We start from the raw sequence: 26,459 nt of genomic DNA on the forward strand, positions 1-26,459 counted from the left end.
TTTAAATTTTTATTAGGGTTTGCTATAATTTTGCTTTTAGTTTTTTTACCATTGCCAAGGCTTTTTTACCTTCGTTTGTGTTTGGATAATTCATAGCAACAAAATTTAATGCTTCCTTAAAAGCTTGTAAACCATCTTTTTTACCAATAGCATATGCTTTTAACAATTCAAATTTAGGAACAATTGCTTTTCCTTCGTATAAACTTATGGAAGAATCTGCTTTTTTAATTACAGCTTCATAATCTTCATCTTTATATTGATAGTATAATTTTTCGTAAATTTTTTCAGGGGAATTTTCATCGTTTTCCTTCAATACCAATTTTGGGTTGATAATCAATTTGGCATATTTTGAATCAGGAAAATTAGTTACAATATTATTTTTATAGGTATCTGCTTTACTATTTTTTAATTTTTCATATATTTTATATAAATGAAACTTTGCAGGTAATTCTAAATCTTTTGAAGGATTAAAAGTGAGTAATTTTTCTAATTTATTTACCGCTAAATTATATTCATGAAATTGTTCTTTATAAATTAATCCTAATTTATAATAAGCATCATTTCTTACAACTTTTATACTGTCAATTTGTTTTTTAGAAGAAGGAATTTGATTTAAATAAAAGTTCAAATCATATTTTTCAGATGATTTTACAACATTTTGATCTTTAGTATTTGATGCTTTTGTGTTATTAAGGTTAATTTGAGTTTTATCACTTAATCTCCAATTATCTTCTAAAGGTCTGTTTCCCCATATTTTTTTAAATTCTTGAGATCCAAATCCAACAGTTTGAGGATTGTAAAAGTACCATTTTCCAGAATTATTATTACCATTATTATTGGAATCACCGCCACTTGCAAAAAGCGCATTACCGGTATTTAACTTTTGTTGTTGCTGTTCTTCAGCTTTTTTTAATTCATCAATATAATTAGTATAATAATCAGCTTGTTCTTGTTTGCTCATAGCAACAACATTTAAAATACTGTCCGTATTTTTTGTGATGCTTTCATACGACAGAACTTCATTTAAATTATTTCGCTTACGCTTTATACTTCTAATTCGTTTAGTATTTGTATTTTTTGTAATTGCTAAAATGCTGTCATAATAAGCTCCTGCTGTTACATAGTTTGCTTTATTGAAATAAATGGTACCTAAAGCTTGGTACGCCAATTCTTTTTGAAAATTTGGAGTTTTGCTATTTGCTAAGGAATTTTTAAAGCTAGAAGTAGCAATAGAATCATTACTTGCAAGTTGTAAATCTCCAAGTTGATAATATAATGCATCTAAATACGGGCGATTGTCTCTGTCTTTAATACGTTTTTTTAAATTAGCAATAGCAACTGTTTTTTCTTCGTTAGTTCTAGCGTTTTTTGCTTTTTCTATTGCAGCATGTATTTTGTATTTATATGGCGCTTTTTTTAAATCAAGTAATTTTTGAAATGCAATATTAGAAGAATCTATTTCCTTTTTTTGTTGATATAATTGTCCTAATACAAATAAATTACGTGCTGTTTGTTCTTTGTTTTCTGCAATTTCAACAGCCTTATTTAAATGAAATATTTCTTGTTTTAAACTATCTGTTGCAACATAGGCCATTGCTATTGCGGTATGAGCTTCTTCTTTAATGTTATCTTTTAAATCTTTATACTTAAATAACATTTTTAAGTTGTCTATTGCTTGTTCAGGATTTTGTAATCTAACTAGAGTTTTTGCTTGCCAAATTTTGGTTTCGTTAATTAAATTAGCATTTGGGTAATTTAACAATACAAAATTAAAAGCTTCTAAAGCAGGCACAAATCGTTTCGAGTAATAACGAGCTTTTCCTAATAATAAATACGCATCATCTATTTGATTATTACGCTCTCTTCTTGCAATTAACATGGAATGTTTTTGCACAGCTTTTACTGCTTTTTCTTCTGCTTTATCAAATTCTTTAGGCGAAGTATCAGCATCTTGTTGTATTCCTGGCAAAGCTAATTCATCTACTTTTAATGGTTCAATTGGTAGAATTTTCCAATAATCATCTTTGTAATTTTGGTTTAATTCTGTTAGTCCTTTTTGCAAGGCAACTTTACCATTGTACAATACATTGTATTTTGTTGCAACAGAATGATAGGTTCGGTTTAAAAAAGCATCTTTTTTAGTTGAACAACTCACAACAACTAAAATTATAAGAAGTGATACAGGTATTTTAAAGCTGATTTTCAATACAAATTGTTTAGCCCTTTAACTTATTAATTACATTATTTATTGTAAAAGGAATGTAAAAATACAAAATTAAGTGTTTTTTACGTGTTTAAACTGAAAAATAGGCTTCTAATTCTTTTAAAGTTTCTGTTGAGGTTTCAATATCTTTAACTACATCTCCTTTATCTAACACTACAATTCGGTCGCAAACTTCAGTTACATGACCTAAATCGTGACTAGAAATTAGTACGGTTGAATTACTGTTTTGTGTTAAATTTTTAAGTAGTTTTTTGAGTCGAATTTGTGTGGTTGGATCTAAATTTGCGAAAGGCTCATCTAAAATAATTACCTCAGGATTGCCAATTAGCGCAGAAACTATTCCTGCTTTTTTTTGATTTCCTTTAGATAAATCTCTTAAATACTTTTTCTTCCCTAAAATTTCATCGTTAAAAATTTCTTTAAACTGTTGTAAAAAAGAATTAATATCCGCTTTATTTAATCCTCGTAATTCCCCAATAAAATAAAAATATTCTTCGGGAGTTAAATAGCCAATTAAAAAACTTTCATCTATAAATGCAGAAGTATAAGGTTTCCAATCTTCACTTTTGTTTACTTGTATAGTTTTGTTTGTAATAAATCCAGTAGTTGGACTTATTAAATCGAGCAGTAAATTAAAGAAAGTAGTTTTTCCTGCGCCGTTATTACCAACTAATCCAAAGGCCTGTCCTTTAGGAATTGTTAAATTTTCAATATTTAAAACTTGAACTTTATTATATTTTTTAGATAAATTATTTACGGTTATCATTTTTTGCTATTTTTTTAAGTGACTTATTTTTTTTCGTTGTATGCTGCTATAGTTTTATATTTTCCTTTTTGATAAATACTTTCAATTTTATTTAAAAAGAAGTTTTTAAAAACAATTCCTAAAACACCGCTTAAACCAAGCACTAAAAGTCCTGCATTAAAATTGAAGAATTTATAAGGAATATAAAATAACAACATTGGCAAAGCTAATTTTGGTAATGCAATTAACATTTGAGTTGGATTAAATCCGTTAGTATTACTAAATGCTTTTGCCTTTACATTTAACTCAATTGGCACTCTGTTTAAAGCGCCTCCAAATAGAGTTATAAAAGAATTTAAGCCAATATTAAAAAGTGCTCCGGCAGCAATCATTCCAAAAATTTTCCATCCAAAATATAAATATGGAGTACTTAAAATAAAGGAAATTGCAACCGCAACAACCATTAAATACCATTTAGATTCTAAATATTTTTTATACGGAATGTTTTGACTCATTAACAACTTGTAATATTCGCTATCCCAAGAAGGAACTAATTGACCAAAAGACAATAAAAAACCACCTGTTACAAACATAGAAGCAAATGCTAAAAAGGCAGGCATTTTTTGATAGGCTGGTTGCGTATAAAATATTAGTCCGTAAAACAAAAATAGAAAGGACATTAACATTACTTGTCTTGGTCGTGCATTTCTCCAAATTAGTTTTACATCGTTTTTTAAAAATGGAGCAACACTTCCAAATCTATTCATCCACGACAAATCTGTAGTTTTAGCTTCTTTAACTTTTTTTGAAACTTTTCCATCTACATAAAAATCACTTTTTATATAATTAAAATTCCAATAATATAATCCAACTAATAACAAAGCAGGAACAATAACTAAAATTGGATGATTGTATAAAGCATTAAACGCTAAACCAATTGGTTTTGAAATTTGAAAGATGTTAAAAAATTCTAAAGCAATAAATACAATTAACACAGAAAGTAATCCATAAAAAACAGCATCAATTTTATTTACTAAAAAATTAATAAAATTTACAGAATAGGTTAAAAAAAGTATCGCTAAAAACCAAGGAATTACATGTGAAGGAGGATAATTTTTAACTAGTAGCACAATACTAAAAGGTAAAAATAAAAACATTGGTAAAAAGTTGAAAAACGAAATAGTTGTTTTACCTAATAAATAATGAATTATGCTCTTTTTTTTAATTGGTACAGTCATTAAAGGTTTAATATTCATTACAGGCAATTGTTGCATAAAAAATCGCAACACCAAATCAAACAAAAACCAAAAAACAATAAAGTTGTTTACAATAACTATAGGATCGGACTCTGGTATTGCTTTTTTTAATATAAAGAACAAGCCTGTTCCTAAAAATAAAGCAGCACTACCAAAATATAGAACGGCGAATACTAAAATAATTTTTATAGCAATTCCTTTTTGAAAATAAGATGCTCTAAAAAACTGTTTCCATTCTAAACTTAAAAATTTTTGTATCATTTTTGGTTTGATTAAGGGTAATTAGCAATTTATGGGTATAAATTTAATTGATTTTGTTACAAGTAATAGCACGAATTATATTAATTTTCAAAACTAGTTTGTTTATTTTTGCACTTTAAAAATATAACAATGTCAAAATTTCATAAGCTTACGATTAAAGAAATAAAAAAGGAAACGGAAAAAGCAGTATCAGTTTTATTTGAAATTCCTTCCAATTTAAAAGAAGAATTTAAATTTATTGCAGGTCAATATGTTACAGTTAAAACAGAAATTAATGGCGAAGAAGTTAGACGAGCTTATTCTATTTGCTCTTCTCCAACTAGTAACCAATTAAGAATTGCAATTAAAGCAGTGGATAACGGGCTTTTTTCTGTATTTGCTTGCACTAATTTAAAAGAAGGTGACGCATTAGAAGTGACTAAACCTGAAGGAAAATTTTTAGTTGAAACCTCAAAAAATAATAGTAATAATTATTTAGGTATTGCTGCTGGTAGTGGAATTACACCAATAATGGCTATGATTAAAGCCGTGCTAACTGAAGAACCAAATAGTACATTTACACTTATTTACGGTAATAAAACACAAGCAGATACTATTTTTAAAAACGAAATAGAGCAATTACAAAATCAATATTCCAATCAATTTTTTATACAATACGTGTTTAGTAGAGAAGGAGTTCCAAATGCTTTGTTTGGAAGAATTGATAAAGGAAATTTAAATTATGCTTTAAAAAATAGATTCAAAGATCAGGTTTTTGATGCAGCTTATTTATGTGGACCAGAAACTATGATTGAAAACTCTAAAGAAATTTTGTTAGAAAATGGTTTAGATGAAAATAATATTCATTTTGAATTATTTATAACTCCAAGTTCCACAAATACTAAACCTTTAAAAAGTTTTGAAGGTAGTTGCGAAATAACCGTTTTGGTAGATGATGAAGAAACTACTTTTACCATGGAAACCAAAAACACCATTTTAACAGCTGCTTTAAAAGAAGGAATTGACGCTCCGTATTCTTGCCAGGGAGGAATCTGTAGTAGTTGTATGGCGAAAATAACCGAAGGAAGTGCAGTTATGGAAAAGAATACTATTTTAACAGATTCTGAAATTAAGGATGGCATTGTTTTAACTTGTCAAGCGCATCCAACTAGTAAAAAAATAACAGTAGATTATGATAATGTTTAACAAATAAACATTATTTTCACTTTTTAAATAGTTATGACATTCTACGAAATAAAAGACGCTTTACTTATTGGCTTTTTCTTAGCTTTTATGATTGGTCCTGTTTTTTTTATGCTTATACAAACAAGTATAATTAAAGGTTTTAGAGCCGCTTTTGTTTTTGATTTAGGAGTAATTTTAGGTGATGTCACCTTTATTCTTATAGCTTATTTTGGAAGTAGAAGTTTATTAGAGCAAATAAAAGATGATCCTCGATTATTTTTTATTGGAGGATTTATTCTGGTGGTTTATGGTCTCATAACCTATTTAGATAAAAGGCAAAAAAAATTAGCAGATGATAAAACCATTAATTTACCTGTTAAATCCAATTATTTAAAATTATTTTTAAAAGGATTTTTATTAAACTTTATTAATGTTGGAGTTTTGGCTTTTTGGCTTGGTATGATTGTAGTTATTGGAACTAATTTACAAATGAATCCTAATAAAATATTTGATTATTTTGGATTAATTATAGTTAGTTATTTAGTTACTGATGTTGGTAAAATTTTATTAGCAAAACAGCTTAAAAAGAAGCTAACTCCATATGTTGCTTATAAAATAAAGCGTACAATGGGAATTTTATTAATGATTTTTGGAATGGTTTTAATTTTAAAAGGATTTATTCCAAAAGAAAATCAACTTTTTAATCACGTTATAGAAAATGTAGAAGAATAGTTATTTTTTAAATTCGTTATAAAGTTTTTAATAAAATCATAAATAATTCTTGAATTATGGATTATCAAAATTGCTATATCAAGTTAAAAGAAGGTTTAGCATCTAATCAAAATAAAATTAAAATTGATGAAATTGAAATTCATAAACTTCCTTTTACTTCAAACTCTCATAACTTATTATCAGGTAACAAAAGTTATTTTTGCGAAAAACACCAATTAACTTTTGAAGATACCATTTCTTATTTTAATGATATAGGAACTATCGAATCTGGAGTACATATTAAAGATGTGTTTGTTAAAGAAAATCAACAGTTTAGTTATTATATTTTAAAACCATCGGGTACTGAAAAAATAAAAAAAGTTACTTTTCTTTTTCATGGATTAAACGAAAAAAATTGGGAAAAATATCTTCCTTGGGGTAAAGCTATTTGCGAAAAAACCAATAGTGCTATTGTATTTTTTCCTATAGCATTTCACATGGATCGAGCACCTTTAAGTTGGAGTGAAAAAAGAAAGATGTTTGAGCTAAGTGAACAGCGAAAACTAAGGTTCCCAAATGTTGTAAACTCATCGTTATCAAATGTTGCTATTAGTATGCGATTACACGCAATGCCACAACGAATGATTTGGTCTGGTTTACAAACCTATTATGATGTAATTCAGTTTATTGAAAATTGTAAAAGCAATAAACATCCGTTAATAGACAAAGATTTTAGCTTTAATATTTTTGCGTATTCTATTGGTGGTTTACTAGCCGAAATTTTAAAACTTTCTAACTACAAAAATTATTTTACTAACTCTAAACTTTGTTTATTTTGCAGTGGAGCAGTAGTAAATAGAATTTCACCAGTTTCAAAATTTATATTAGATAGCGAAGCTAATATTGCTTTATATGCGTATTTGGCCGAGCATTTTAATAAGTTTTTAGAAAAAGATAAATTATTACATCATTATATAGAAGAAGATCATATTGAAGGAGAAGTTTTTAATGCAATGCTTGAATATCAAAAAAAGCGAAAGTTTAGAGAAGATTTGTTTAAAAAAGTAGAACATCAAATTTATGCCATAGCTTTACAAAAGGATTTTGTAATTCCTCCTTTTGAAGTTATGAATACACTTCAAGGCGCTTTTAGAAATATTAATATAAAAGTAGATTTAATGGATTTTAATTACAATTATACACACGAAAATCCATTTCCGTTAAAGGTAGCTGACCAAAATTTGGTAAACGAAAACTTTAATTTAGTTTTTGATAAAGTAACTTCATTTTTCAATAAATAATTTTAAATACTTAACTATAAATAAAGTAATTTTGGTATTTAGTTTACCAACTAATTAATAATACATTTTAATAAAAAATGAATGCCAAAATAAATTATAATACGTTATTTTCTGAAATTGCTTCAGAAGTTGAAACTACCGTTTCCCCAGGAAAAATTGCAGATTATATTCCTGAGTTATGTAAAGTGAATCCTAATAAATTTGGTGTTCATTTAACAAATTTAAACCAAGAACATTTTGAGTTTGGCGATGCTAATGAAAAATTTTCAATACAAAGTATTTCAAAAGTTTTAGCATTAGTTTTAGCTTATAAAATGGAAGGTGAAAATCTTTGGAATAGAGTAGGAGTTGAACCTTCCGAAACGCCGTTTAATTCTTTTGTACAACTAGAAAATAATAATGGAATTCCACGAAATCCGTTAATAAATTCAGGAGCATTAGTAATTTCTGATGTTTTAATAAGTCATCTTAAAAATCCAAAAAAAGAATTTTTGGCATTTGTTAAAAGCCTTTCAAATAACAAGAGTATTAATTATTCGGCTCGTATTGCTGAATCAGAAAAATCTACAAGTTTTAGAAATGCAGCATTAATTAACTTAATGAAATCCTTTGGAAATATTAAAAATGATGTTAATGAAGTAATGGATTTTTATTTTTATTTATGTTCTATTGAAATGACTTGTAAAGAGCTTTCCGAAACGTTTTTATTTTTAGCTAATTACGGTGTTAATATTTTTACTAATGAACGAGTATTAAGTACAAGCAAGGCAAAACGTGTTAATGCAATAATGCAGCTTTGTGGGTTTTATGACGAAGCAGGTGATTTTTCGTTTAAAGTTGGTTTACCAGGTAAAAGTGGTGTTGGTGGAGGTATAGTTGCTATTTACCCAAATAATTATAGCATTGTAGTTTGGAGTCCTGAGTTAAATGAAAAAGGAAACTCTAAAAAAGGACTTAAATTTTTAGAACTATTTACTACAGAAACAGAAACATCTATTTTTTAAAATTTAATTTAAATTATGGCAATAAATAAAGTAAAACTTAATAATAATTTTGAAGTTTCTAACATAATTCAAGGTCATTGGCGTTTGGCAGATTGGAAATTAACTAATAATGAATTGTTAGATTTAACTCAGCAAACAATTGATCTTGGAATTACTACTTTTGATCATGCCGATATTTATGGAGATTATACTTGCGAACAATTATTTGGAGATGCGTTAAAACTAAAAAAAGGATTACGTAATAAAATTGAAATAATTACAAAATGTGGAATTAAACTGCTTTCTAAAAAATATCCGGAAAGAAAATTAAAATCGTACGATTATAGCTTTAAACATATTGTAGAATCGGTAGAAAATTCACTTAAAAATTTTAATACTGATTATATTGATTTGTTATTGTTGCACAGGCCATCTCCATATTTTAATCCAGCGGAAGTTGCCGAAGCATTTTCTTATCTAAAAAAGCAAGGAAAAGTATTGCATTTTGGAGTTTCTAATTTTAATAAAACTCAATTTGAAATGCTAAATAAATTTGTTGAAGAGCCTTTAGTAACTAACCAAGTTGAAATTTCACCATATAATTTAGAACATTTTATTAATGAAAATATTGATTATTTTTTAACGAATAATATAAAACCTTTAGCATGGTCTCCTTTAGCAGGAGGAAATTTACTTCAGCCAAATACTACAAAAGGAAATAGAATATTTTTAGCGTTACAGGAAGTTGCAGATGAACTCTACGTAAAAAGTTTAGATATAGTAATTTATAGCTGGTTACTTAGCCATCCTTCTAATATAATTCCAATAGTTGGAACTCATAAAATTAATCGTTTACAGAATGCGGTTAACGCTTTAGACTTAAAAATGAATGCAGAGCAATGGTTAAAAATTTATGTGGCATCATTAGGAAATGAATTACCTTAAATTTTAATTAACTAATGTAATTTTTTAAAAACTCTTTTAAAGGCATTGGCTCCAAGTTTCTTGAGCGATAATGCTGCACGTAAGTTTTGTAATTTTTTTCAGCAAAACTAAGAACAGCGTCCGTACTTGTAAATTCTGAAATAGATATTGTTCTCATAATATAAGAATTTGGGGTTGATAATTCTTAACTATAGAATATAAAATTCTAAATTTTGATATAAAACTACAATCTATTTTTTAGAAAAACAAATAAAATATCCATTTATTTAAAAAAACTTACCATTTATTTAAAAAAACACGCATTTTATTTTTAAACAAGACTCGTTAAATATTATTATTCATTTGGAAATACATTATTATTTCGATTAACATCTGCCATAATTTGTGATTTATCAATTACTACAGATTTAATATTTTTAGAAACTTCAAAAGTATAGGTTGGAATAGCCCAGGCCCAATCTTTTAAAATAGTATTATTAGTAGGTTTATGTCCATACATCATTCTAAGCGGAATAGTAAAATTTTCAGAACTTCCATCTGTATAAGTAACCGTAACATCAACAGGCATAGGCATTTTCCCTATTCTAGATAAAGTTATGGTCTTATTTTCTACATTGGTAATTGCATAATCAATAGTATGCGTAGTTTCTATCCATTCATTTAAATACCAACCTAATTGCAATCCAGAAACTTTTTCGGCTGTTCTAATAAAATCATTTGGAGTTGGGTGTTTTAGATGAAAATCTGCAAAGTATTTTTTTATTGTATTTTTTAAATTTTCTTTACCAATAATATAATTTAATTGAGCCAACAACATGCTTCCTTTTGTATAGCTTCCTACGCTAAACATGACATTGGTATTAAATCGGTCAGCGTGCGTAGTTAGCGGTTCATCTAATCCATTTTTTACTACATAAAAATAGCCTCTATAGTTTTTTGGTGAAAATTCATCTTTAATTCCTTTAGTAATTTCATTAGAAGCTAGGGTAGAAATATAAGTAGTAAATCCTTCATCCATCCATGAATGTTCACTTTCATTTGTTGCTAACATAAATTGAAACCACTCATGACCAAATTCGTGAAACATGGTTCCTAAAATACTATTTAAAGTTTCTCCTCCTGTAATTAAAGTACACATTGGATATTCCATTCCACCATCTCCACCTTGAATTACAGAGTATTGTTTGTATGGATATTTACCTATGTTTTTATTGTAATAGTTTAATGCTTTAACCGTATATGGCTGTATTTCTTTCCAAGCTTTAGCAAATTTTTTATCGTTTTTATATAAAAAATGAAGCGTAGTTCCTGTGTTTGTTTTAACTACATCATGTTGATAGTTTGGATCAGCAGCCCAAGTATAATCGTGTACATTTATAGCTTTAAAATGCCAAGCTAATTTTTTCCCTTTAGGAACTTTTAATTTTAGATTTTCATCTTGATAACCGTGTCCAACTTCTTGAGGGTTTTGTAGATTACCTGTACCTCCAATAGTATATTTTTTATCAATATGAAGCGTAACATCATAATTGCCCCAAACTCCAAAAAACTCACGAGCAATATACGGATCAGCATGCCAACCTTGGTAATCGTATTCTGCTAATTTTGGATACCATTGTCCCATAGAAAGTGCAACGCCATCGTTATTATTTCTACCTGCTCTTCTAATATGAACGGGTACTTGTCCTTTAAAAGTCATATCAAAAGTTGTTTTTTCTCCTGGTTTTATAGGTTCGTTTAAAACTACTTGTAAAACAGTTCCAACAGTTTTAAATTTTACAGGTTTTCCGTTTTGTTTTAAGGTAATAACTTTTAAATATCCTATTTCACTTGGTTTTAATTTAGCTATTCTACTTTCGTATTTTGGATTTTCTTTAGTGCCAACATTGGTTACCATTCTTGGATCAGGATCGGCTATATTTTGTAATCTAATATCCATTTCGCTTCCTGGTTGAAATGCATTGTAAAATAAATGATAAAACACTTGATGTAATTCATTTGGAGAATTGTTGGTATACACTAATTTTTGAGTTCCTGTGTATTGGTAATTTTCCACATTCATATCAACATCCATAGTATAATTAACATGTTGTTGCCAATAAGAAGTGTTATTTTGAGCGGTTGCTAAAAAAACAGCGCTTAAAAATAAAAAAGTAAATAGTTTTTTCATGGGATATTTATTTTGTCAGAGTTGCAATATAGATATAACTTCTTTAAAAGAAAAAAACGCACTCCTAGGAGTGCGTTTTTTAACAGAAAATTATAAGTTTTTATTTTTTGTTAACCATTTTGTCAGCTAAAACTAAAGCGTTGTATGCATTTACTACACCACCTGTAACAGAAAGTGAAGAGAAGTTAACCATTTTTGGATCACTACCTCTGTTAGCTGGTTGGAGAACCTCCATATTTACTTTTGTAGCAGAATTCATAAGGATATGTTTTACTTGGCTTGCGGATAATTGAGGATAGTATTCTCTAATTAAAGTAGCTACACCTGCAACTTCTGGAGAAGCCATTGATGTTCCGCTGTATTTTGCATATTTATTTTCAGGAACGGTAGAATAAATTTGAACTCCAGGAGCAAATACATCTACATTTTTTTGTCCGTAGTTAGAGAAAGTTGCTGGTAAATTTTCATCATAATTAATGCTCATTGCACCAACAGTAATCATGTTATCTGAAATTTCATTGATATGATCTTCAGAATCGTTTGGCCAGTTATTTTTAACATCAATATCTTTATTATCATTTCCAGCAGCGTGAACTAATAATACATCATGTTTTGCTGCATATTTTATAGCATCAAAAACCCAATTACGATTTGGAGACCAACTTTTTCCAAAACTCATATTAATAACTTTTGCTCCGTTATCTACAGCATATCTAATAGCTAATGCTACATCTTTATCTCTTTCATCTCCGTCTGGAACTGCCCTAACTACCATTAGTTTAGCATTATTAGCAACGCCATTTAATCCAATACCGTTATTACGTGTTGCTAAAATAATTCCTGAAACATGAGTTCCGTGAGATTCTGTTTTCGTTGAACCTATAACATTACCATTACCATAGTTTGTATCGTTAATATCTTCAGGATTATCTCCTACTATTTTTCTTCCATTAAAGTTTAAATCCCAGTTTTTATTTGCTTTTTGTGTGGCATAAAATTCTAAATATGCTTTTTCATCTAAACCTCTGCTATATAATCCTAAAACATCACCTACTTGAGCTTGTAATTTTTTATCATCGGTTTTAATTGCTTGTAAATCTTCTATAGTGAAATTATCTTTTCCTAAGAATTTTTTTACAGCAGCAATATTTTCACCAATTTGTTTTAAACGAGCCATTGTTTTAAAATGTCTTTCAGAAGAAGCTTCATAAGCTTTTTTGTATTTTAAATACTTTTCATAAGCTGGTTTTTCACTTTCGGTAATATCTGCTTCTGTTTTTCCTTCAAATAGAGGTTTAATTTTAGCGTATAATCTTGTAATTTCTAGTTGCTCTGGAGCTGAAACGCCATTGCCGCCTAAAAAATTCCATCCATGAATATCATCAATATAACCGTTTTTATCATCGTCAATTCCGTTACCAGCTATTTCATTTGGATTTGTCCAAACTTCATCTTTTAAATCTTCATGGTTAATATCAATTCCTGAATCTATAACTGCAACAAGTACGGTTTGTGATTTTTTTCCTTCTAAAAATTTGTATGCTTTAGTTACACTCATTCCAGGAATAGAATCTGTAACTAAATCGGCATGAGCCCAATTATCAAATTGTTTTTCACTAACAACACCTTTTTTTGCGGTTGCATTAACAGCGGTATCCATGGTAGGAACTGCTAAATTTTTTACAGAAGCGCAACTTGCAAGTGTTAATGTTGCTACAACTGCTACGTACATGGGTTTAAATATTCTCATTTTGGATCTATTTTAATTAAATATTTGATTGAATTTATAAGTTTGATTTAATCTCACACCTTTTTCGGTATGTTTTACGGTACACAATTCATTTACAGCATCGTGTTCTAAAAATAAATAATAGTTATTATCTGCAGCTTTGTTTAAAAATGCAGCTTTTTCATCCATAGTTAATAACGGACGTGTATCGTAACCCATTACATATGGTAAAGGTATATGTCCGGCAGTAGGTAATAAATCTGCTGCAAAAACTATGGTTTTATCTTGGTATTGAATATGCGGAATCATTTGTTTATCCGTATGTCCATCAGCAAAAAGAATATCAAATCCTAGTTCTGTTTTTGTTGCAAAATTTCCAACAGGGACATCTATAAAATTTAACTGTCCGCTAGATTCCATAGGATTTATATTTTCTTTTAAAAACGAAGCTTTTTCTCTTGGATTAGGTTCTGTAGCCCATTTCCAATGGTTTTTATTACTCCAAAATTTAGCATTTTTAAACGCAGGCTCGTATCCAGTTTTATTTTTATTCCATTGAATACTTCCACCACAATGATCAAAATGCAAATGCGTTAAAAATACATCGGTAATATCATCTCTATGAAATCCATATTTAGCTAAAGAGGTGTCTAACGAAAAATCGCCAAATAAATAATAGTAGCTAAAAAATTTATCGGACTGTTTGTTCCCAACTCCTGTATCAATTAAAATAAGTCGATTACCATCTTCAATAAGCATACAACGCATGCTCATATCAATTAAATTGTTGTTGTCTGCAGGATTGGTTTTTTGCCATAAAACTTTGGGTACAACTCCAAACATTGCACCACCATCTAGCTTAAAATTTCCTGTTTCAATAGGGTATATTTTCATATAAAGTCTATATTATTACAAATATACATCATTTTATAAGTAATAATATGTTAAAGAAAACAAAAAACCTAAGCATTTGCTTAGGTTTTGAAGAGGCGTCGAGCGGATTCGAACCGCTGTACAAGGTTTTGCAGACCTCTGCCTAGCCACTCGGCCACGACGCCATTATTGGATTGCAAAATTAACTATTTTTAATAAGTTACCAAGTATTTTTTAAGCTTTTCTTTCTTTACTCATTTCTATGGTAACCATGGCAACATTACCCCCAATAGGTGGATTTAGTTTTGAAATAGCAACAGTTGCTTTTTTAACTATAGGTATTTCTTCAAAAATTTTATCTAAAACTCTTTTTGCTACTTCCTCTAATAATTTGGATCGAATAGCCATTTCTGTTTTTACAATTTTATTTAAATGAACATAATCTACCGTATCGCCTAAATCATCTGTTATGGCAGATTTTGTTAAATCAGCTTTCACACTTAAATCTACTCTGTAATCAGAGCCAATTTTACCTTCTTCAATTAAACAACCATGATAGGCGTAAATTCGAATATTTTTAATTTTTATAGTACCCATTTAGTTGGTGAAAAAGTCGAAAATATTACTTAATGCTTTTGTAGATGCCTTGTAAAATTCTGTATAAGTACAATTACTACAAGTTATTGAAGTATATTTTTCAGTTTGTACATCAAATATTTTAGATAAAAATCCCCCAGTTGCACGCATTTGCCCAATTTTATAGGTTTTATTTCCGCATTTTGGGCAAGTGTAACTTAATGGTTTTGTATTCATAAACTTTATTTTTGTCAAATATAGTGATAAGGCTCTTTTTTTGTAGTTGTATTGACGAAAAAAATCGATAATTTTGTGACTTTAAGATTTGTATTATGAGTGAAGAAAAAAAATCGCTAAATTTTATCGAGCAAATTATTGAAGAAGATTTAGCTAATGGCTTGCCAAAAGATAAACTAAGGTTTAGATTTCCGCCAGAACCAAATGGATATTTACATATTGGTCATGCAGCTTCTATTTGTTTAAACTTTGGATTAGGTTTAAAATACAATGCACCTGTAAATTTACGATTTGATGATACAAATCCGGCAAAAGAAGAACAAGAGTATGTAGATTCTATTAAACATGATATTGAATGGCTAGGCTTTAAATGGGATAAAGAATTATATTCTTCAAATTATTTTCAACAATTATTTGATTGGACGATAGAGTTAATTAAAGAAGGTAAAGCTTATGTTGATAACCAAACTTCTCAAGAAATGGCTATTCAAAAAGGGACACCAACTGAACCAGGAACGGATAGTCCAAACAGAAATAGATCTATTGAAGAAAATCTAGCACTGTTTTTAAGAATGAAAAATGGCGAGTTTGAAGAAGGTTCTCATGTGTTGCGAGCTAAAATTGATATGAAACATACCAATATGCATATGCGCGACCCAATTATGTATAGAATTCTTAAAAAAGAACATCACAGAACTGGGAATGATTGGTGCATTTACCCAATGTATGATTGGACTCATGGCGAATCGGATTATATAGAGCAAGTATCTCATTCTATCTGTACTTTAGAATTTAAAAGTCATAGAGATTTGTACGATTGGTATGTTGATCAAGTGTACGATTCAAAAAAATTACGTCCAAAACAACGAGAATTTGCACGTCGTAATTTGAGTTACACTGTAATGAGCAAACGTAAATTATTACAATTAGTAGAAGAAAAAATTGTATCAGGTTGGGATGATCCACGAATGCCAACAATTTCAGGCTTAAGAAGAAGAGGCTATACTCCAGAATCTATACGAACTTTTAGTGATACTGCGGGTATTTCAAAACGTGAAAACGTAACAGATGTTGCTTTATTAGAACATTGTATTAAAGATGATTTAAACAAAACTGCGCCGAGAGTAATGGCCGTTTTAAATCCTGTAAAAGTAGTTATTACCAATTATCCAGAAGGAAAAGAAGAGTGGTTACAAGCAGAAAATAATCAAGAAGATGAAAATGCTGGTTTCAGAGAAGTTCCTTTTAGCAGGGAATTATATATTGAAAAAGAAGATTTTAGAGAAGAAGCTAATAAAAAATTCTTCCGTTTAAAATTAGGAAAAGAAGTCAGATTAAAAAATGCATACATTATAAAAGCGGAAAGCTGCATAAAAGATGAAAATGGAGAAGTTACTGAAATTCATTGTACATATGATGAAGATAGTAGAAGTGGAAGCGGTTCAGAAGCTAGTAAACGTAAAGTAAAGGGAACTTTGCATTGGGTTTCCATTAAACATGCAGTAAAAGCAGAAGTTCGATTATACGACAGATTATTTACTGATGAAGCTCCTGACGGACATAAAGATGTAGATTTTAAAGAGTTTATAAATCCAAATTCATTGCAAATAATTAATGCTTATGTTGAGCCAAGTTTAAAAACAGCTAAAGTATTAGATAGATTTCAATTTCAACGTTTAGGATATTTTTGTGTAGATAAAGATTCTACGGAAAATCGTTTAGTTTTCAACAGGACGGTTCCTTTACGAGACAGTTGGGCGAAAAAGGATAATTAAACCATTTTAATTTTACTTAGTCTTATAACAAATCTTAAAGGATTAAGTTATGAGAACCGCAATAGTATTTTTAATAACATTATTTTTTTCATTTACTTTAACATCTTGTGTAACTACAGTAAGGGCAACGCCAAATAATATTATTGTTGTTAAAAGGTTGCCACGAATACATAAAGTCGTTTATATTAAAGGACATAGATATTATAAGTGGAATGGTGTTTACCACAGAAAAACAACAAGAGGGTATGTAGTTGTTAGAGTTTAATTAATTTTTAGCGTTTTTAAAATAGCTTCTAACTCAAACATATAATCACGTTTATTTATAGATGGTGCAAAAGTAAAGCCTTCAACTACAATTACTCTATTATTTTTTTTGTCAATTACCGAATAATTTAAAAAAGGACCAGCCATATAAACACCTTTAACTTCCCATTTACCTCTTGTTTCAATAGCAGGTAAACCTGCTAGTTTTGTTTGAAACATATGTGGTGTATAAGCAGCTTCAGTAATCATATATGAATTTTTAATAGCTCCAGGAATATATTTTTTACCAATACTATCTCTTTTTTCCACTACATTATTTCCATTTATATCATTATCAGATTTAATAGGATAAGTGTAAGAAATTAACTCCATACTATTTCCACCTGCTAAATGATATCTATACCAAATAAAATCTCCATTATCTTCTACTTTATTATATGATTTAGGGATCTTTAAACTGTAACCATGTTTTTTAAATGTAGCAATATTAGCAATATTATAATATTTTTTAATAATCTTATTTTGTACTAAATGAATATCTGCTTTTTTAAAAGTACTAATAATAGATTTGCTGTTTTTTTTAATTTCAGCTATTAAATCTGCTTTTGTTTTTCCTGTAACAGTTATAATTTTTTGTGGATCAGCATATACATTGGTAGCTATGTTAAATGAATTTCTATCTGCGATTCCAAGTTTTAAAACGTTTCTAACAGCTTTAAACATCGACCCAAAATTATCTTCAGGAACTTGTGTAATATCAAATAAAGGTTCAGGTTGAGGTAATCCAACTACAGGTTCTGTTAGTATTTTTCTAATTGCATCTCCTACATTTCCTTTCCACTCACTATTTTTCATTACAATAAGAAGGTGGTTCATTCTTCCATTTGATTCTTGAAGAACAATTTTATTATTCCCTGTACTACAGGAAATTAAAAGTGTAAAAATGGTAAATAATACTGCTAATTTTTTCATTTTTTTTCTAAAGATTATATATTTTTAACTTAGTTCCTGGTTTTAAACTTTTAACACTCCAAATATTGTTCCAATCTTTAATATTTTGAACAGAAACATTAGAAAACTTTTTAGCGATTAACCATAATGAATCTCCATTTTTAACGGTATAAATTTGATACTTACCTTTTGGTGTTGATTTTTTGGTGTGTTTTTTTGTGATTTTAGATCTTGAAACTCCGGGTAATCTTTTAGGATAAATAGTTAACCGTTGCCCTATTCTTAATCGAGTACTTTTTAAACGATTCCATTTTTTTATACTTCTTACAGAAACACCATATCTATTTGCTATTTTACCTAAAAAATCTCCACTTCTAACTCTGTATCTAATACGTTGATTCATTTCAAAGTATTTAGGTAAAGGTTTTTCTCTTTTGGCGTCATCAAGTTTAGCTAACGTATATATTTGACGTTCGTTACTTACAAATTTTCCAATATATTTAATAGGTAGCGTTAACGTGTAATTTTTACCCTTTACGTATGGAATTATATCTAATTTGTATTCTGGATTTAAAAATTGAAGTATTTTAATATCAACACCAACTGTTTGACTAATTTGAGCAAAAGTTAATAATCGTTTTACTTGAACAGTATCTGTTTCAAACTTGGCTAAAGCAGTTTTTTTAGCTTCAATATGATGTTCATTAGCATATTCAAAAATATATAAAGTGGCATAAAAAGCAGGTAAGTAACCTGCAGTTTCCATAGGTAAATTGTGACGGATATTCCAATAATTAGTACTTCCGCCAGATCTTCTAATAGCTTTGGAAACATTTCCTGGTCCTGAATTATATGCTGCTAAAGCTAAATCCCAATCTCCAAAAATTTGATGTAAATCTTTTAGATATTTACAGGCTGCTTCTGTAGCTCTATAAGGATCGTAACGCTCATCAACATACGAACTAACATTTAAGTTATATTGTTTACCAGTTTGATACATAAATTGCCATAACCCTGCAGCGCCTACCCTTGAACGAGCTCTTGGTTTTAAAGCCGATTCTACAATTGCCAAATATTTTACCTCAAGAGGAATATCATATTTACTTAATTTTTCTTCAAATAAAGGAAAATAATAACGTGCTCTTTCTAATAATTTTGAAAAAGTTGCTTTTCTACGTTTTAAATAGGTTTTAATTATAGATTCTAGTTGCGGATTATACTCAATATGAAAGGGAGACTTTGCATCTAAAATTTTTAGACGTTTTTTTAAAGTGTCTGTAGGTAATTCAACTAAATCAGAAACCACCATTTTATCGCCAGTTAATACATATTTAATGGTGTCATTTAATGGTGAATTTACTAAATGGTGTAACCATAAACTATCTATTTTATCAGCAATAGTATCTTTTGTAAAAGTTAATGAATCTTTTGGTTGCTTAAAAATAGTGTCGTTTTTTGAAGATATTTGTTTTAAATCTTCAATTTTTTGAAGCTTAATCGTGTCTTTTTTCTCTTGGGAAAAACCGTTATAAAAAAAACATAATAAAAGAATATATACTAGTTGTTTCATTTTAATCATTTCAAATTTCTACAAAGTTACCTTTTCAAGAGGTAACTATTATCACTTAATCTATTTCAACAACAATTGGACAATGGTCAGAATGTTTTGCTTCAGGCAAAATATAGGCTCTTTTAATTCTGTCTTTCATTGGTTCACTAACCATATGATAATCTATTCGCCATCCTTTATTATTATTTCTTGCATTTGCTCGATAGCTCCACCAAGTATAATTATGAGGCTCTTTATTCAAATACCTAAAAGAGTCTATAAACCCACTATCAATAAATTTACCTAACCACTCTCTTTCTACAGGTAAAAAACCTGAAGTGTTTTTATTTTGAACAGGGTTATGAATATCAATTTCGGTATGACAAATATTATAATCGCCACATATAATTAAATTTGGAATATTGTTTTTTAACTCATTTACATATTCTTGAAATTCAGCCATGTAATTTAATTTAAAATCTAGTCTGGCATCATTTGTTCCAGAAGGTAAATATAAACTCATTAAAGAAAAATTATCAAAATCTATTCGAAGGTTTCTTCCTTCAAAATCCATGGATTCAATTCCTGTTCCGTATTCCACATGATTGGGTTTGTGCTTTGATAAAATAGCAACACTACTATACCCTTTTTTTTGAGCGGAAAACCAATAATTATAAATATATCCTGCTTTTTCAAACACGTCTATATCTAATTGTTCTTTATGTGCTTTTGTTTCCTGTAAGCAAATAATATCTGGGTTTGCTGAGGTTAACCATTCTATAAATCCTTTTTTTAAGGCTGCTCTAATTCCGTTTACGTTGTAGGATATTATTTTCACAAATTGTACTTAGTTTTGTTCGTATAAATTTCTTAATTTTCTACGCATCACTTTATTGGATGCTGTTCTAGGCAATATATCTATTTTAATTAAATCCACTAATTTAAAAAGAGGATTTAATTCTTTTCTAATTTTATTTTTAGCTTTATTAAATCTTTCCTCATTTGAAAAATCGCTTTTGTTTTCCACATAATAAACTACTAAAAAACTTGGACCTCCTCCTTTTGGAGATGCGGCAATTGCGGCGGATTCTTTTACAAAAGGTAATTTGTTAATTACCGCTTCAATTTGTGTAGAACTAACTTTTATTCCGCCTAAATTCATAGCATCATCAACTCGTCCTTGAGCTTGGAAATACCCATTTGGTAATTCTTCCATTTGATCTCCATGACGTCTTAACACTTTTCCTCCAAAATCAGGTGTATTTTCATAATACACTTTAAAATGATTTCGATTTAAAAGTTTAGTTGATAATCCCATAACAGGAGGAATTATAAATACTTCACCTTTTGTTGATTGTTGATGATTTTCATCTAATAAAACAAAATTTCCACCTAATGCTTGTGTTGAAAATGTACTAGCAAAATTTGGCTGAACTATAGAACTTGTAACATAACCACCACCAATTTCGGTTCCTCCACAATATTCTATAACAGGTTTATTATTAGCTAACTGCATTAAGTATTTCATTTCTTCAGGATTGGATACTTCTCCAGTAGAACTAAAACATTTAATAGTATTCCAATTATATTTTTCCATGCATTTACTGCTTTTCCAATATTTTACAAAACTTGGAATAACACCTAACATAGTAACCTTGGCGTTTTGTACAAATTCTCCAAACTCTTCTCCCATAGGAGCTCCATAATATAAAGCGATAGTTGCTTTATTTATAAGTGTGGCAAAAACTAACCAAGGCCCCATCATCCAGCCTAAATTTGTTGGCCAGCAAACTACATTATTTGCTTGAATATCATGGTGATAGTAGCCATCACTAGCGCTTTTTATTGGAGTGGTGTGTGTCCACGGAATTGCTTTTGGTTCTCCTGTAGTTCCTGATGAAAATAATATGGTTATAATATCTTCAGGATTTTGAACAACCGATTCAAACTCTTTATTTTCAGTTAAAAAATCACTCCAATAAACATCGTTTTCTCTAGTTTCAATTGTTTCTTCTGAAATTTTTAAAATTATGGCTTGTGGCGCATTAGCTTCAACTACTTTTTTAAATAATGGAAGTTTTTTACCAGCTCTAGAAATTACGTCTTGTGTAAAAACAATCTTTGGTTCTGTTATTTTTAATCGGATAGCAATCTCGTTTGGAGTAAAACTATCTGCAATAGTAACTATAGGCATTCTGGCTTTTATTCCTGCTAAATAAATAGCAACTGCTTCCACAGTCATTGGCATATAAATTGCTATTTTATCTCCTTTTTTTAAACCTAATTTTAATAAACTGTTAGCTATTTTATTGGTTAAATTTAAAAGCTCTTTTTGAGAAATTTTTTCAATCTCTCCTCCTTCTTTTTGAAAAACAATAGCAGTAGCATTATTTTCATTCTGAAAACATGAATCTACAATATTTAATTTTGCATTTTTAAGCCATTCTGCATTTTCAACTCCTTTTGAGATATCTAAAATGGAAGTATAATTTTTATTTAAATGAATATTTAAATTTTGAAGGGTTTCTTTCCAAAAAGTTTCTTTATGCGAAATAGACCATTTCCAAAAATTTGGATAGTTATCAAACCCAAATTTTTGCATCATTTTAAAAATGTTGCTGTTTTTAATAATTTCTTTGGTTGGATTCCAATCAGGTTTAAAATTCATAAATAATTAAAATTCAGGATTATCATCAACACTTTTTTCGTCAGGATTATCTTTATCTGTGTTTTTATCACAATCTACTTGAATGGTTAATTTTTCTGGTTTTTTAAAGTCATCCTGACTAACATGTAAATCTTTATCCGCATACAACTTTTTATAATACAAAGCCCAAATAGGTAAAGCCATGGTTGCTCCTTGACCTTTATCTATTCCTGCAAAATGTATAGAACGATCTTCACCTCCAACCCAAACTCCAGTAGCTAAATTCGGCACCATTCCCATAAACCAACCATCCGATTGGTTTTGTGTGGTTCCTGTTTTACCAGCTATTGGATTGGTAAATTCATATGGATAGCCTGTAGAAACATTATCAGGATATTTACCCCATTTGCTTCGTAGACGAACACCTGAGCCCGATTCGGTAACACCTTCCAGTAATTTTATAACTACATATGCAGATTCTTCACTTAAAACCTCTTTTGATTTTGGAATAAACCGTTCTAAAACGGTTCCATTTTTATCTTCAATTTTAACTAACATCATTGGAGCAATTCGTAAACCTTTATTCGCAAACGTGGTATAAGCTCCAACCATTTCATATAGCGATAAATCTACAGTTCCTAAAGCTATAGCAGGAACTTCAGGAATTTTACTTGTAATACCTGCACTTTTAGCTAAATTAACTACGGTTTTTGGGTTAACCATATCAATTAATTTTGCAGTTATCACATTTACAGAATTTGCTAAAGCATCTTTAAGAGTTAGTTCTCCGCCATATTCATCACTTGCATTTTTTGGAGTCCAATCTTCTGGCATTCCATATTTTTCTTTAGGAATAGTGTATAAAGTATTTGGTAATTTATAACAAGGTGATAATTTTAATTGATTGATTGCCGATGCATAAACAAACGGTTTAAAAGTAGAACCAACTTGACGTTTTTGTTGTTTTACAGCATCAAATTGAAAATGTTTATAATTAATACCTCCAACCCAAGCTTTTATATAACCTGTTTGTGGTTCAATAGATAATAAGCCCGCTCTTAAAAAATACTTATAATAGCGGATAGAATCCTTTGGAGTCATAATAGTATCTTTATCTCCTTTCCAAGAAAATACACTCATTTTTACTTTTTCATTAAATGAAGCTAGTATTTCTTTTTCGGATTTTCCTTGTTTTTTCATGCGATGCCAACGATTAGATCGTTTCATAGCTTGAAGCATGGTGTTGGCAATTTGATGTTTGTCTAAATCATAAAAAGGAGCTGTTTTATTGTGTTTTTGTTCTTTAAAAAAGACTCGTTGCAAATTTGCCATATGTTCTTTCATAGCTTCTTCTGCATAGGTTTGCATACGAGAATCTATGGTTACATAAATTTTAAGTCCATCACGATGTAAATTGTAAAAAGTTCCATCAGGTTTTGGATTATTTTTAATCCAATTTTTCATAAAATCACGCAAATATTCTCTAAAATAAGTAGCATGACCATCACTATGACCTTCTCTATTAACGTTTAATCCTAAGTCTGTTTTTTGAAGTGAATCTTTTTGTTTTTCCGTTATGAAATCATTTTTAGCCATTTGGTGTAACACCACATTTCTACGTTTTTTAACTAATTTTTTTCTGGATTCTCTTAAAGGGTTAAATAACGAAGCATTTTTTAGCATTCCAACTAGCATTGCAGATTCTGGAATGGTTAGTTCTTTAGGCTCTTTTCCAAAATAAATACGAGATGCAGATCGAATACCTACTGCTTGGTTTAAAAAATCGTACTTATTTAAGTACATGGTTATAATTTCTTGCTTGGTATATTCTCGTTCTAATTCTACAGCAATTACATATTCTTTTATTTTTTGTAAAATACGTTCTGCTACGTTTTTTGAGCCTTCTCCATGAAATAAAAGTTTTGCTAATTGTTGTGTAATAGTACTTCCACCACCTTCACTGCCCATTTTTACAACTGCTCTAATACTGGATTTAAAATCAATTCCTGAATGTTCATAAAAACGTTCATCTTCAGTTGCAACTAAAGCATTAACTAAGTTTTGAGGTAAGTCTTTATATTTTACAGGAGTTCTATTTTCATATGCGTATTTACCTAAAGTTTGTCCGTCAAGAGAAATTACTTCAGTAGCTAAGTTTTTTTCAGGATTTTCTAATTCTTCAAAAGTTGGTAATGGGCCAAAAACACCCCAAGATGCTAATAAAAATATTAGTATAATAGAACCTGTTCCTCCTAAAATTAGTATCCAAAACCATTTAATATAGGTGGAAAATGGATTAGTAGTTACTTTCTTTTTTTTCATTTTTTCATTTTTTCAATACTTAAACCAACATCCGAAATACCTTTTAAAGGCATACTTCCTTCAATATCGTTATTTCCACGTGTTGCTTGTTGAATGGTAAACGTATAATTTCCTTTTTTTGAAAAATGATAATTTTGTTTATAAATCAACTTGTTTTCTTTTAAATTAGAAATTCCAGAGCCTAACCAATTTCCAAAATTGTCTGCCATTTTATATTCTAAAGTGTCAATAATCTGCTTTTTAGCTGGTGTTTCAATTTTAGCAATTAAAAACAATGAACTAAATGGATAGTTATTGGTATTTCTTATATTAAGAAACACATTTTTATTAAAAATAGTATCTGTGTTATCTACATTAAAGACAATTTTATTATTTAAAAACCATGTTTCGTTTGGTAGACTTTTATATTCGCTAAATTCTGTTTTTGAATTACATGATAATAGCACTAAGGAAAATACTATATAAATTTTAAATTGCTTAAGCATTTTTTTCATTATTAGGTTTTCTTCTTGGTGGTTTTCGTTTAGAATTTCTTTTAATGTTTGGTTTATTTTCTCTAGAAACAGTATTTTTAGTTGCTACTGCATTATTTTTGGAAGGTTTTTTCTTCTTTCTTTTTTTTCTTTTTGGAGTATCAAATCTTGTTAAACTATCTTGACCAACTACATTTTCAAAAGTGTTAACTTTTTCTACGATTAATTCATTTTCAAAATCTTCTAAAGAGGCTACTGTTTTATTTTTTTTGTTTTGTTCAATAATTTCTTTGGTTTGCTCTACAGTTAATTTGTACCATTTACTACGGTCATTTTTGTAGGTGTACCAAATCAAATTTTTAAAAATATCCATTTTAATAAAAACAGCAACTCCTTTTTCTGTTTTTAGTTCTACATCTTGTTTTGGGAAGTCTTTAAGAGCATCTAAATAGGTGTCTAACTCGTAATTTAAACAGCATTTTAATTTACCACATTGTCCTGCTAATTTTTGAGGATTTAAAGATAATTGTTGGTAACGTGCCGCTGCGGTATTTACTTTTCGTAAATCAGTTAGCCAAGTAGAACAGCATAATTCTCTCCCACAGGATCCAACACCTCCAAGCCTAGCAGCTTCCTGACGCAAACCTACTTGTTTCATTTCAACACGTATGCTAAAAGCACTTGCTAAATCTCTAATTAATTGCCTAAAATCTACACGTTCATCCGCAGTATAATAAAAAGTAGCTTTATTTCCATCTCCCTGATACTCAACATCAGATAGTTTCATTTTTAATCCTAATCTACTTATTATTTCTCTTCCTCGGTATTGTGTATTGTACTCTTTTTCTCGTGCAGCGGTCCAAATATCAATATCTTTTTGGGTGGCAATCCTATATATTTTTTTTATTTCTTCGCTTTCTAAATTAACGCCCTTTTTTTTAAGTTGTATTTTAACTAATTCACCAGCAAGAGAGACAATGCCAATATCATGACCGGGATTACTTTCAACGGCAACAATATCGCCCATAGTAATTTTTAAGTTATCTACATTTCGATAAAAATGTTTTCTTCCGTTTTTAAAACGTACTTCAAACACATCCATAGGTTTTTGTCCTGTTGGTAAAGCCATGTTTGCCAACCAGTCAAAAACGGCTAATTTCTCACAGCCTCCTGTTGAACAATTTCCGTTACTTTTACATCCTTTTGGGACACTATTTATAGTTGAAGAGCAATTATTACAGCTCATATTTATTTATATTTATTTGGTGTTATTAAACTGAAAGATACTTTCAGTGCTCACTAA

Annotated in this window: 23 protein-coding genes and 1 tRNA gene; 7 read left to right on the forward strand and 17 right to left on the reverse strand. The window is 29.2% G+C overall.

Translation table 11 applies throughout. The features are described from left to right. Positions 1 to 22: 22 nt before the first annotated feature. The 3 genes from R3342_RS08875 to R3342_RS08885 form a co-directional block, all read right to left on the reverse strand. A complete protein-coding gene (locus R3342_RS08875) occupies positions 23 to 2,206 on the reverse strand; it encodes a tetratricopeptide repeat protein (RefSeq protein ID WP_318939676.1) in 2,184 nt (727 codons plus the stop codon). Positions 2,207 to 2,294: 88 nt separating this feature from the next. Beyond that, positions 2,295 to 2,990 carry an ABC transporter ATP-binding protein gene (locus tag R3342_RS08880; RefSeq protein WP_318939677.1) on the reverse strand — a complete coding sequence of 232 codons (696 nt, stop codon included), beginning with the start codon at positions 2,988 to 2,990 and terminating at the stop codon, positions 2,295 to 2,297. A gap of 23 nt (positions 2,991 to 3,013) precedes the next feature. Next, a complete protein-coding gene (locus tag R3342_RS08885) occupies positions 3,014 to 4,486 on the reverse strand; it encodes a DUF5687 family protein (RefSeq protein ID WP_318939678.1) in 1,473 nt (490 codons plus the stop codon). A 129-nt stretch (positions 4,487 to 4,615) separates the two neighbouring features. Here R3342_RS08885 and R3342_RS08890 point away from each other — a divergent pair, with 129 nt between their 5' ends. From R3342_RS08890 to R3342_RS08910, 5 genes are all read left to right on the forward strand, one after another. Further along, the gene (locus R3342_RS08890) at positions 4,616 to 5,671 is read left to right on the forward strand and encodes a ferredoxin--NADP reductase (protein WP_318939679.1); all 1,056 of its coding nucleotides are present in this window, start codon (positions 4,616 to 4,618) and stop codon (positions 5,669 to 5,671) included. 33 nt (positions 5,672 to 5,704) lie between these two features. Beyond that, a complete protein-coding gene (locus R3342_RS08895; RefSeq protein WP_318939680.1) occupies positions 5,705 to 6,382 on the forward strand; it encodes a LysE family translocator in 678 nt (225 codons plus the stop codon). Between the two features lie 56 nt (positions 6,383 to 6,438). Beyond that, positions 6,439 to 7,662, forward strand: a complete 1,224-nt coding sequence (locus R3342_RS08900) for a DUF6051 family protein (RefSeq protein WP_318939681.1) — start codon at positions 6,439 to 6,441, stop codon at positions 7,660 to 7,662. Positions 7,663 to 7,751: 89 nt separating this feature from the next. Beyond that, positions 7,752 to 8,666 (forward strand): glutaminase, encoded by a 915-nt coding sequence (locus R3342_RS08905; protein WP_413468707.1) that lies wholly within the window; start codon positions 7,752 to 7,754, stop codon positions 8,664 to 8,666. Between the two features lie 15 nt (positions 8,667 to 8,681). Continuing rightward, positions 8,682 to 9,590: an aldo/keto reductase gene (locus tag R3342_RS08910; protein WP_318939683.1), complete on the forward strand. Its 909-nt coding sequence runs from the start codon at positions 8,682 to 8,684 to the stop codon at positions 9,588 to 9,590. 7 nt (positions 9,591 to 9,597) lie between these two features. On the opposite strand, the gene R3342_RS08915 is transcribed toward R3342_RS08910, so the two are convergent. The 7 genes from R3342_RS08915 to R3342_RS08945 all read right to left on the reverse strand — a co-directional run bounded on the left by R3342_RS08915 (position 9,598) and on the right by R3342_RS08945 (position 15,175). Further along, a complete protein-coding gene (locus tag R3342_RS08915; protein ID WP_318939684.1) occupies positions 9,598 to 9,747 on the reverse strand; it encodes a hypothetical protein in 150 nt (49 codons plus the stop codon). Between the two features lie 177 nt (positions 9,748 to 9,924). Continuing rightward, positions 9,925 to 11,760, reverse strand: a complete 1,836-nt coding sequence (locus R3342_RS08920; RefSeq protein ID WP_318939685.1) for a M1 family metallopeptidase — start codon at positions 11,758 to 11,760, stop codon at positions 9,925 to 9,927. Positions 11,761 to 11,860: 100 nt separating this feature from the next. Continuing rightward, positions 11,861 to 13,510: a S8 family peptidase gene (locus R3342_RS08925; RefSeq protein ID WP_318939686.1), complete on the reverse strand. Its 1,650-nt coding sequence runs from the start codon at positions 13,508 to 13,510 to the stop codon at positions 11,861 to 11,863. Positions 13,511 to 13,522: 12 nt separating this feature from the next. After that, a complete protein-coding gene (locus R3342_RS08930) occupies positions 13,523 to 14,383 on the reverse strand; it encodes an MBL fold metallo-hydrolase (RefSeq protein ID WP_318939687.1) in 861 nt (286 codons plus the stop codon). A 93-nt stretch (positions 14,384 to 14,476) separates the two neighbouring features. Continuing rightward, positions 14,477 to 14,547 (reverse strand) — tRNA-Cys (locus R3342_RS08935). A gap of 49 nt (positions 14,548 to 14,596) precedes the next feature. Further along, positions 14,597 to 14,959 carry a dihydroneopterin aldolase gene (gene folB, locus R3342_RS08940; RefSeq protein ID WP_318939688.1) on the reverse strand — a complete coding sequence of 121 codons (363 nt, stop codon included), beginning with the start codon at positions 14,957 to 14,959 and terminating at the stop codon, positions 14,597 to 14,599. Continuing rightward, entirely contained in the window at positions 14,960 to 15,175 is a 216-nt protein-coding gene (locus R3342_RS08945) for a zinc ribbon domain-containing protein (protein ID WP_318939689.1), read from the reverse strand. 95 nt (positions 15,176 to 15,270) lie between these two features. Between R3342_RS08945 and R3342_RS08950 the strand changes: the two genes are divergently transcribed. Both R3342_RS08950 and R3342_RS08955 read left to right on the forward strand, forming a co-directional pair. Beyond that, positions 15,271 to 16,950, forward strand: a complete 1,680-nt coding sequence (locus R3342_RS08950; protein WP_318939690.1) for a glutamine--tRNA ligase/YqeY domain fusion protein — start codon at positions 15,271 to 15,273, stop codon at positions 16,948 to 16,950. 49 nt (positions 16,951 to 16,999) lie between these two features. After that, a complete protein-coding gene (locus tag R3342_RS08955; protein WP_318939691.1) occupies positions 17,000 to 17,215 on the forward strand; it encodes a DUF6515 family protein in 216 nt (71 codons plus the stop codon). Here the strand turns inward: R3342_RS08955 and R3342_RS08960 are convergent. From R3342_RS08960 to R3342_RS08990, 7 genes are read right to left on the reverse strand one after another with little or no spacing between them, the layout of a single operon-like run. After that, positions 17,212 to 18,186, reverse strand: a complete 975-nt coding sequence (locus tag R3342_RS08960; protein ID WP_318939692.1) for a DUF4837 family protein — start codon at positions 18,184 to 18,186, stop codon at positions 17,212 to 17,214. The genes R3342_RS08955 and R3342_RS08960 overlap by 4 nt on opposite strands. Positions 18,187 to 18,193: 7 nt before the next feature. Next, positions 18,194 to 19,735, reverse strand: a complete 1,542-nt coding sequence (locus R3342_RS08965) for a lytic transglycosylase domain-containing protein (RefSeq protein WP_318939693.1) — start codon at positions 19,733 to 19,735, stop codon at positions 18,194 to 18,196. A gap of 55 nt (positions 19,736 to 19,790) precedes the next feature. Continuing rightward, a complete protein-coding gene (locus tag R3342_RS08970; protein WP_318939694.1) occupies positions 19,791 to 20,552 on the reverse strand; it encodes an exodeoxyribonuclease III in 762 nt (253 codons plus the stop codon). Positions 20,553 to 20,561: 9 nt separating this feature from the next. Beyond that, a complete protein-coding gene (locus R3342_RS08975; RefSeq protein WP_318939695.1) occupies positions 20,562 to 22,382 on the reverse strand; it encodes an AMP-binding protein in 1,821 nt (606 codons plus the stop codon). A 6-nt stretch (positions 22,383 to 22,388) separates the two neighbouring features. Further along, a complete protein-coding gene (locus tag R3342_RS08980; RefSeq protein WP_318939696.1) occupies positions 22,389 to 24,683 on the reverse strand; it encodes a transglycosylase domain-containing protein in 2,295 nt (764 codons plus the stop codon). Continuing rightward, positions 24,680 to 25,177, reverse strand: a complete 498-nt coding sequence (locus R3342_RS08985) for a gliding motility lipoprotein GldH (RefSeq protein WP_318939697.1) — start codon at positions 25,175 to 25,177, stop codon at positions 24,680 to 24,682. Before R3342_RS08985 ends, R3342_RS08980 begins: the two co-directional genes overlap by 4 nt. Continuing rightward, on the reverse strand, positions 25,161 to 26,402 hold the full coding sequence (locus tag R3342_RS08990; protein ID WP_318939698.1) for a regulatory iron-sulfur-containing complex subunit RicT: 1,242 nt from the start codon (positions 26,400 to 26,402) through the stop codon (positions 25,161 to 25,163). The genes R3342_RS08985 and R3342_RS08990 overlap by 17 nt, the downstream gene beginning before the upstream one ends. Positions 26,403 to 26,459: the final 57 nt, after the last annotated feature.

This window comes from Lutibacter sp. (genome assembly GCF_033723435.1).
GTDB lineage: Bacteria > Bacteroidota > Bacteroidia > Flavobacteriales > Flavobacteriaceae > Lutibacter.

What these genes read in the sequence shown, in the direction of transcription:
- R3342_RS08950 (WP_318939690.1), top strand. Translation starts at nt 15,271, where the DNA reads ATGAGTGAAGAAAAAAAATCGCTAAATTTTATCGAGCAAATTATTGAA.
- R3342_RS08925 (WP_318939686.1), bottom strand. Translation starts at nt 13,510, where the DNA reads ATGAGAATATTTAAACCCATGTACGTAGCAGTTGTAGCAACATTAACA.
- R3342_RS08910 (WP_318939683.1), top strand. Translation starts at nt 8,682, where the DNA reads ATGGCAATAAATAAAGTAAAACTTAATAATAATTTTGAAGTTTCTAAC.
- R3342_RS08930 (WP_318939687.1), bottom strand. Translation starts at nt 14,383, where the DNA reads ATGAAAATATACCCTATTGAAACAGGAAATTTTAAGCTAGATGGTGGT.
- R3342_RS08920 (WP_318939685.1), bottom strand. Translation starts at nt 11,760, where the DNA reads ATGAAAAAACTATTTACTTTTTTATTTTTAAGCGCTGTTTTTTTAGCA.
- R3342_RS08915 (WP_318939684.1), bottom strand. Translation starts at nt 9,747, where the DNA reads ATGAGAACAATATCTATTTCAGAATTTACAAGTACGGACGCTGTTCTT.
- R3342_RS08955 (WP_318939691.1), top strand. Translation starts at nt 17,000, where the DNA reads ATGAGAACCGCAATAGTATTTTTAATAACATTATTTTTTTCATTTACT.
- R3342_RS08980 (WP_318939696.1), bottom strand. Translation starts at nt 24,683, where the DNA reads ATGAAAAAAAAGAAAGTAACTACTAATCCATTTTCCACCTATATTAAA.
- R3342_RS08945 (WP_318939689.1), bottom strand. Translation starts at nt 15,175, where the DNA reads ATGAATACAAAACCATTAAGTTACACTTGCCCAAAATGCGGAAATAAA.
- R3342_RS08990 (WP_318939698.1), bottom strand. Translation starts at nt 26,402, where the DNA reads ATGAGCTGTAATAATTGCTCTTCAACTATAAATAGTGTCCCAAAAGGA.
- R3342_RS08890 (WP_318939679.1), top strand. Translation starts at nt 4,616, where the DNA reads ATGTCAAAATTTCATAAGCTTACGATTAAAGAAATAAAAAAGGAAACG.
- folB (WP_318939688.1), bottom strand. Translation starts at nt 14,959, where the DNA reads ATGGGTACTATAAAAATTAAAAATATTCGAATTTACGCCTATCATGGT.
- R3342_RS08895 (WP_318939680.1), top strand. Translation starts at nt 5,705, where the DNA reads ATGACATTCTACGAAATAAAAGACGCTTTACTTATTGGCTTTTTCTTA.
- R3342_RS08975 (WP_318939695.1), bottom strand. Translation starts at nt 22,382, where the DNA reads ATGAATTTTAAACCTGATTGGAATCCAACCAAAGAAATTATTAAAAAC.
- R3342_RS08985 (WP_318939697.1), bottom strand. Translation starts at nt 25,177, where the DNA reads ATGAAAAAAATGCTTAAGCAATTTAAAATTTATATAGTATTTTCCTTA.
- R3342_RS08960 (WP_318939692.1), bottom strand. Translation starts at nt 18,186, where the DNA reads ATGAAAAAATTAGCAGTATTATTTACCATTTTTACACTTTTAATTTCC.
- R3342_RS08900 (WP_318939681.1), top strand. Translation starts at nt 6,439, where the DNA reads ATGGATTATCAAAATTGCTATATCAAGTTAAAAGAAGGTTTAGCATCT.
- R3342_RS08880 (WP_318939677.1), bottom strand. Translation starts at nt 2,990, where the DNA reads ATGATAACCGTAAATAATTTATCTAAAAAATATAATAAAGTTCAAGTT.
- R3342_RS08965 (WP_318939693.1), bottom strand. Translation starts at nt 19,735, where the DNA reads ATGAAACAACTAGTATATATTCTTTTATTATGTTTTTTTTATAACGGT.
- R3342_RS08885 (WP_318939678.1), bottom strand. Translation starts at nt 4,486, where the DNA reads ATGATACAAAAATTTTTAAGTTTAGAATGGAAACAGTTTTTTAGAGCA.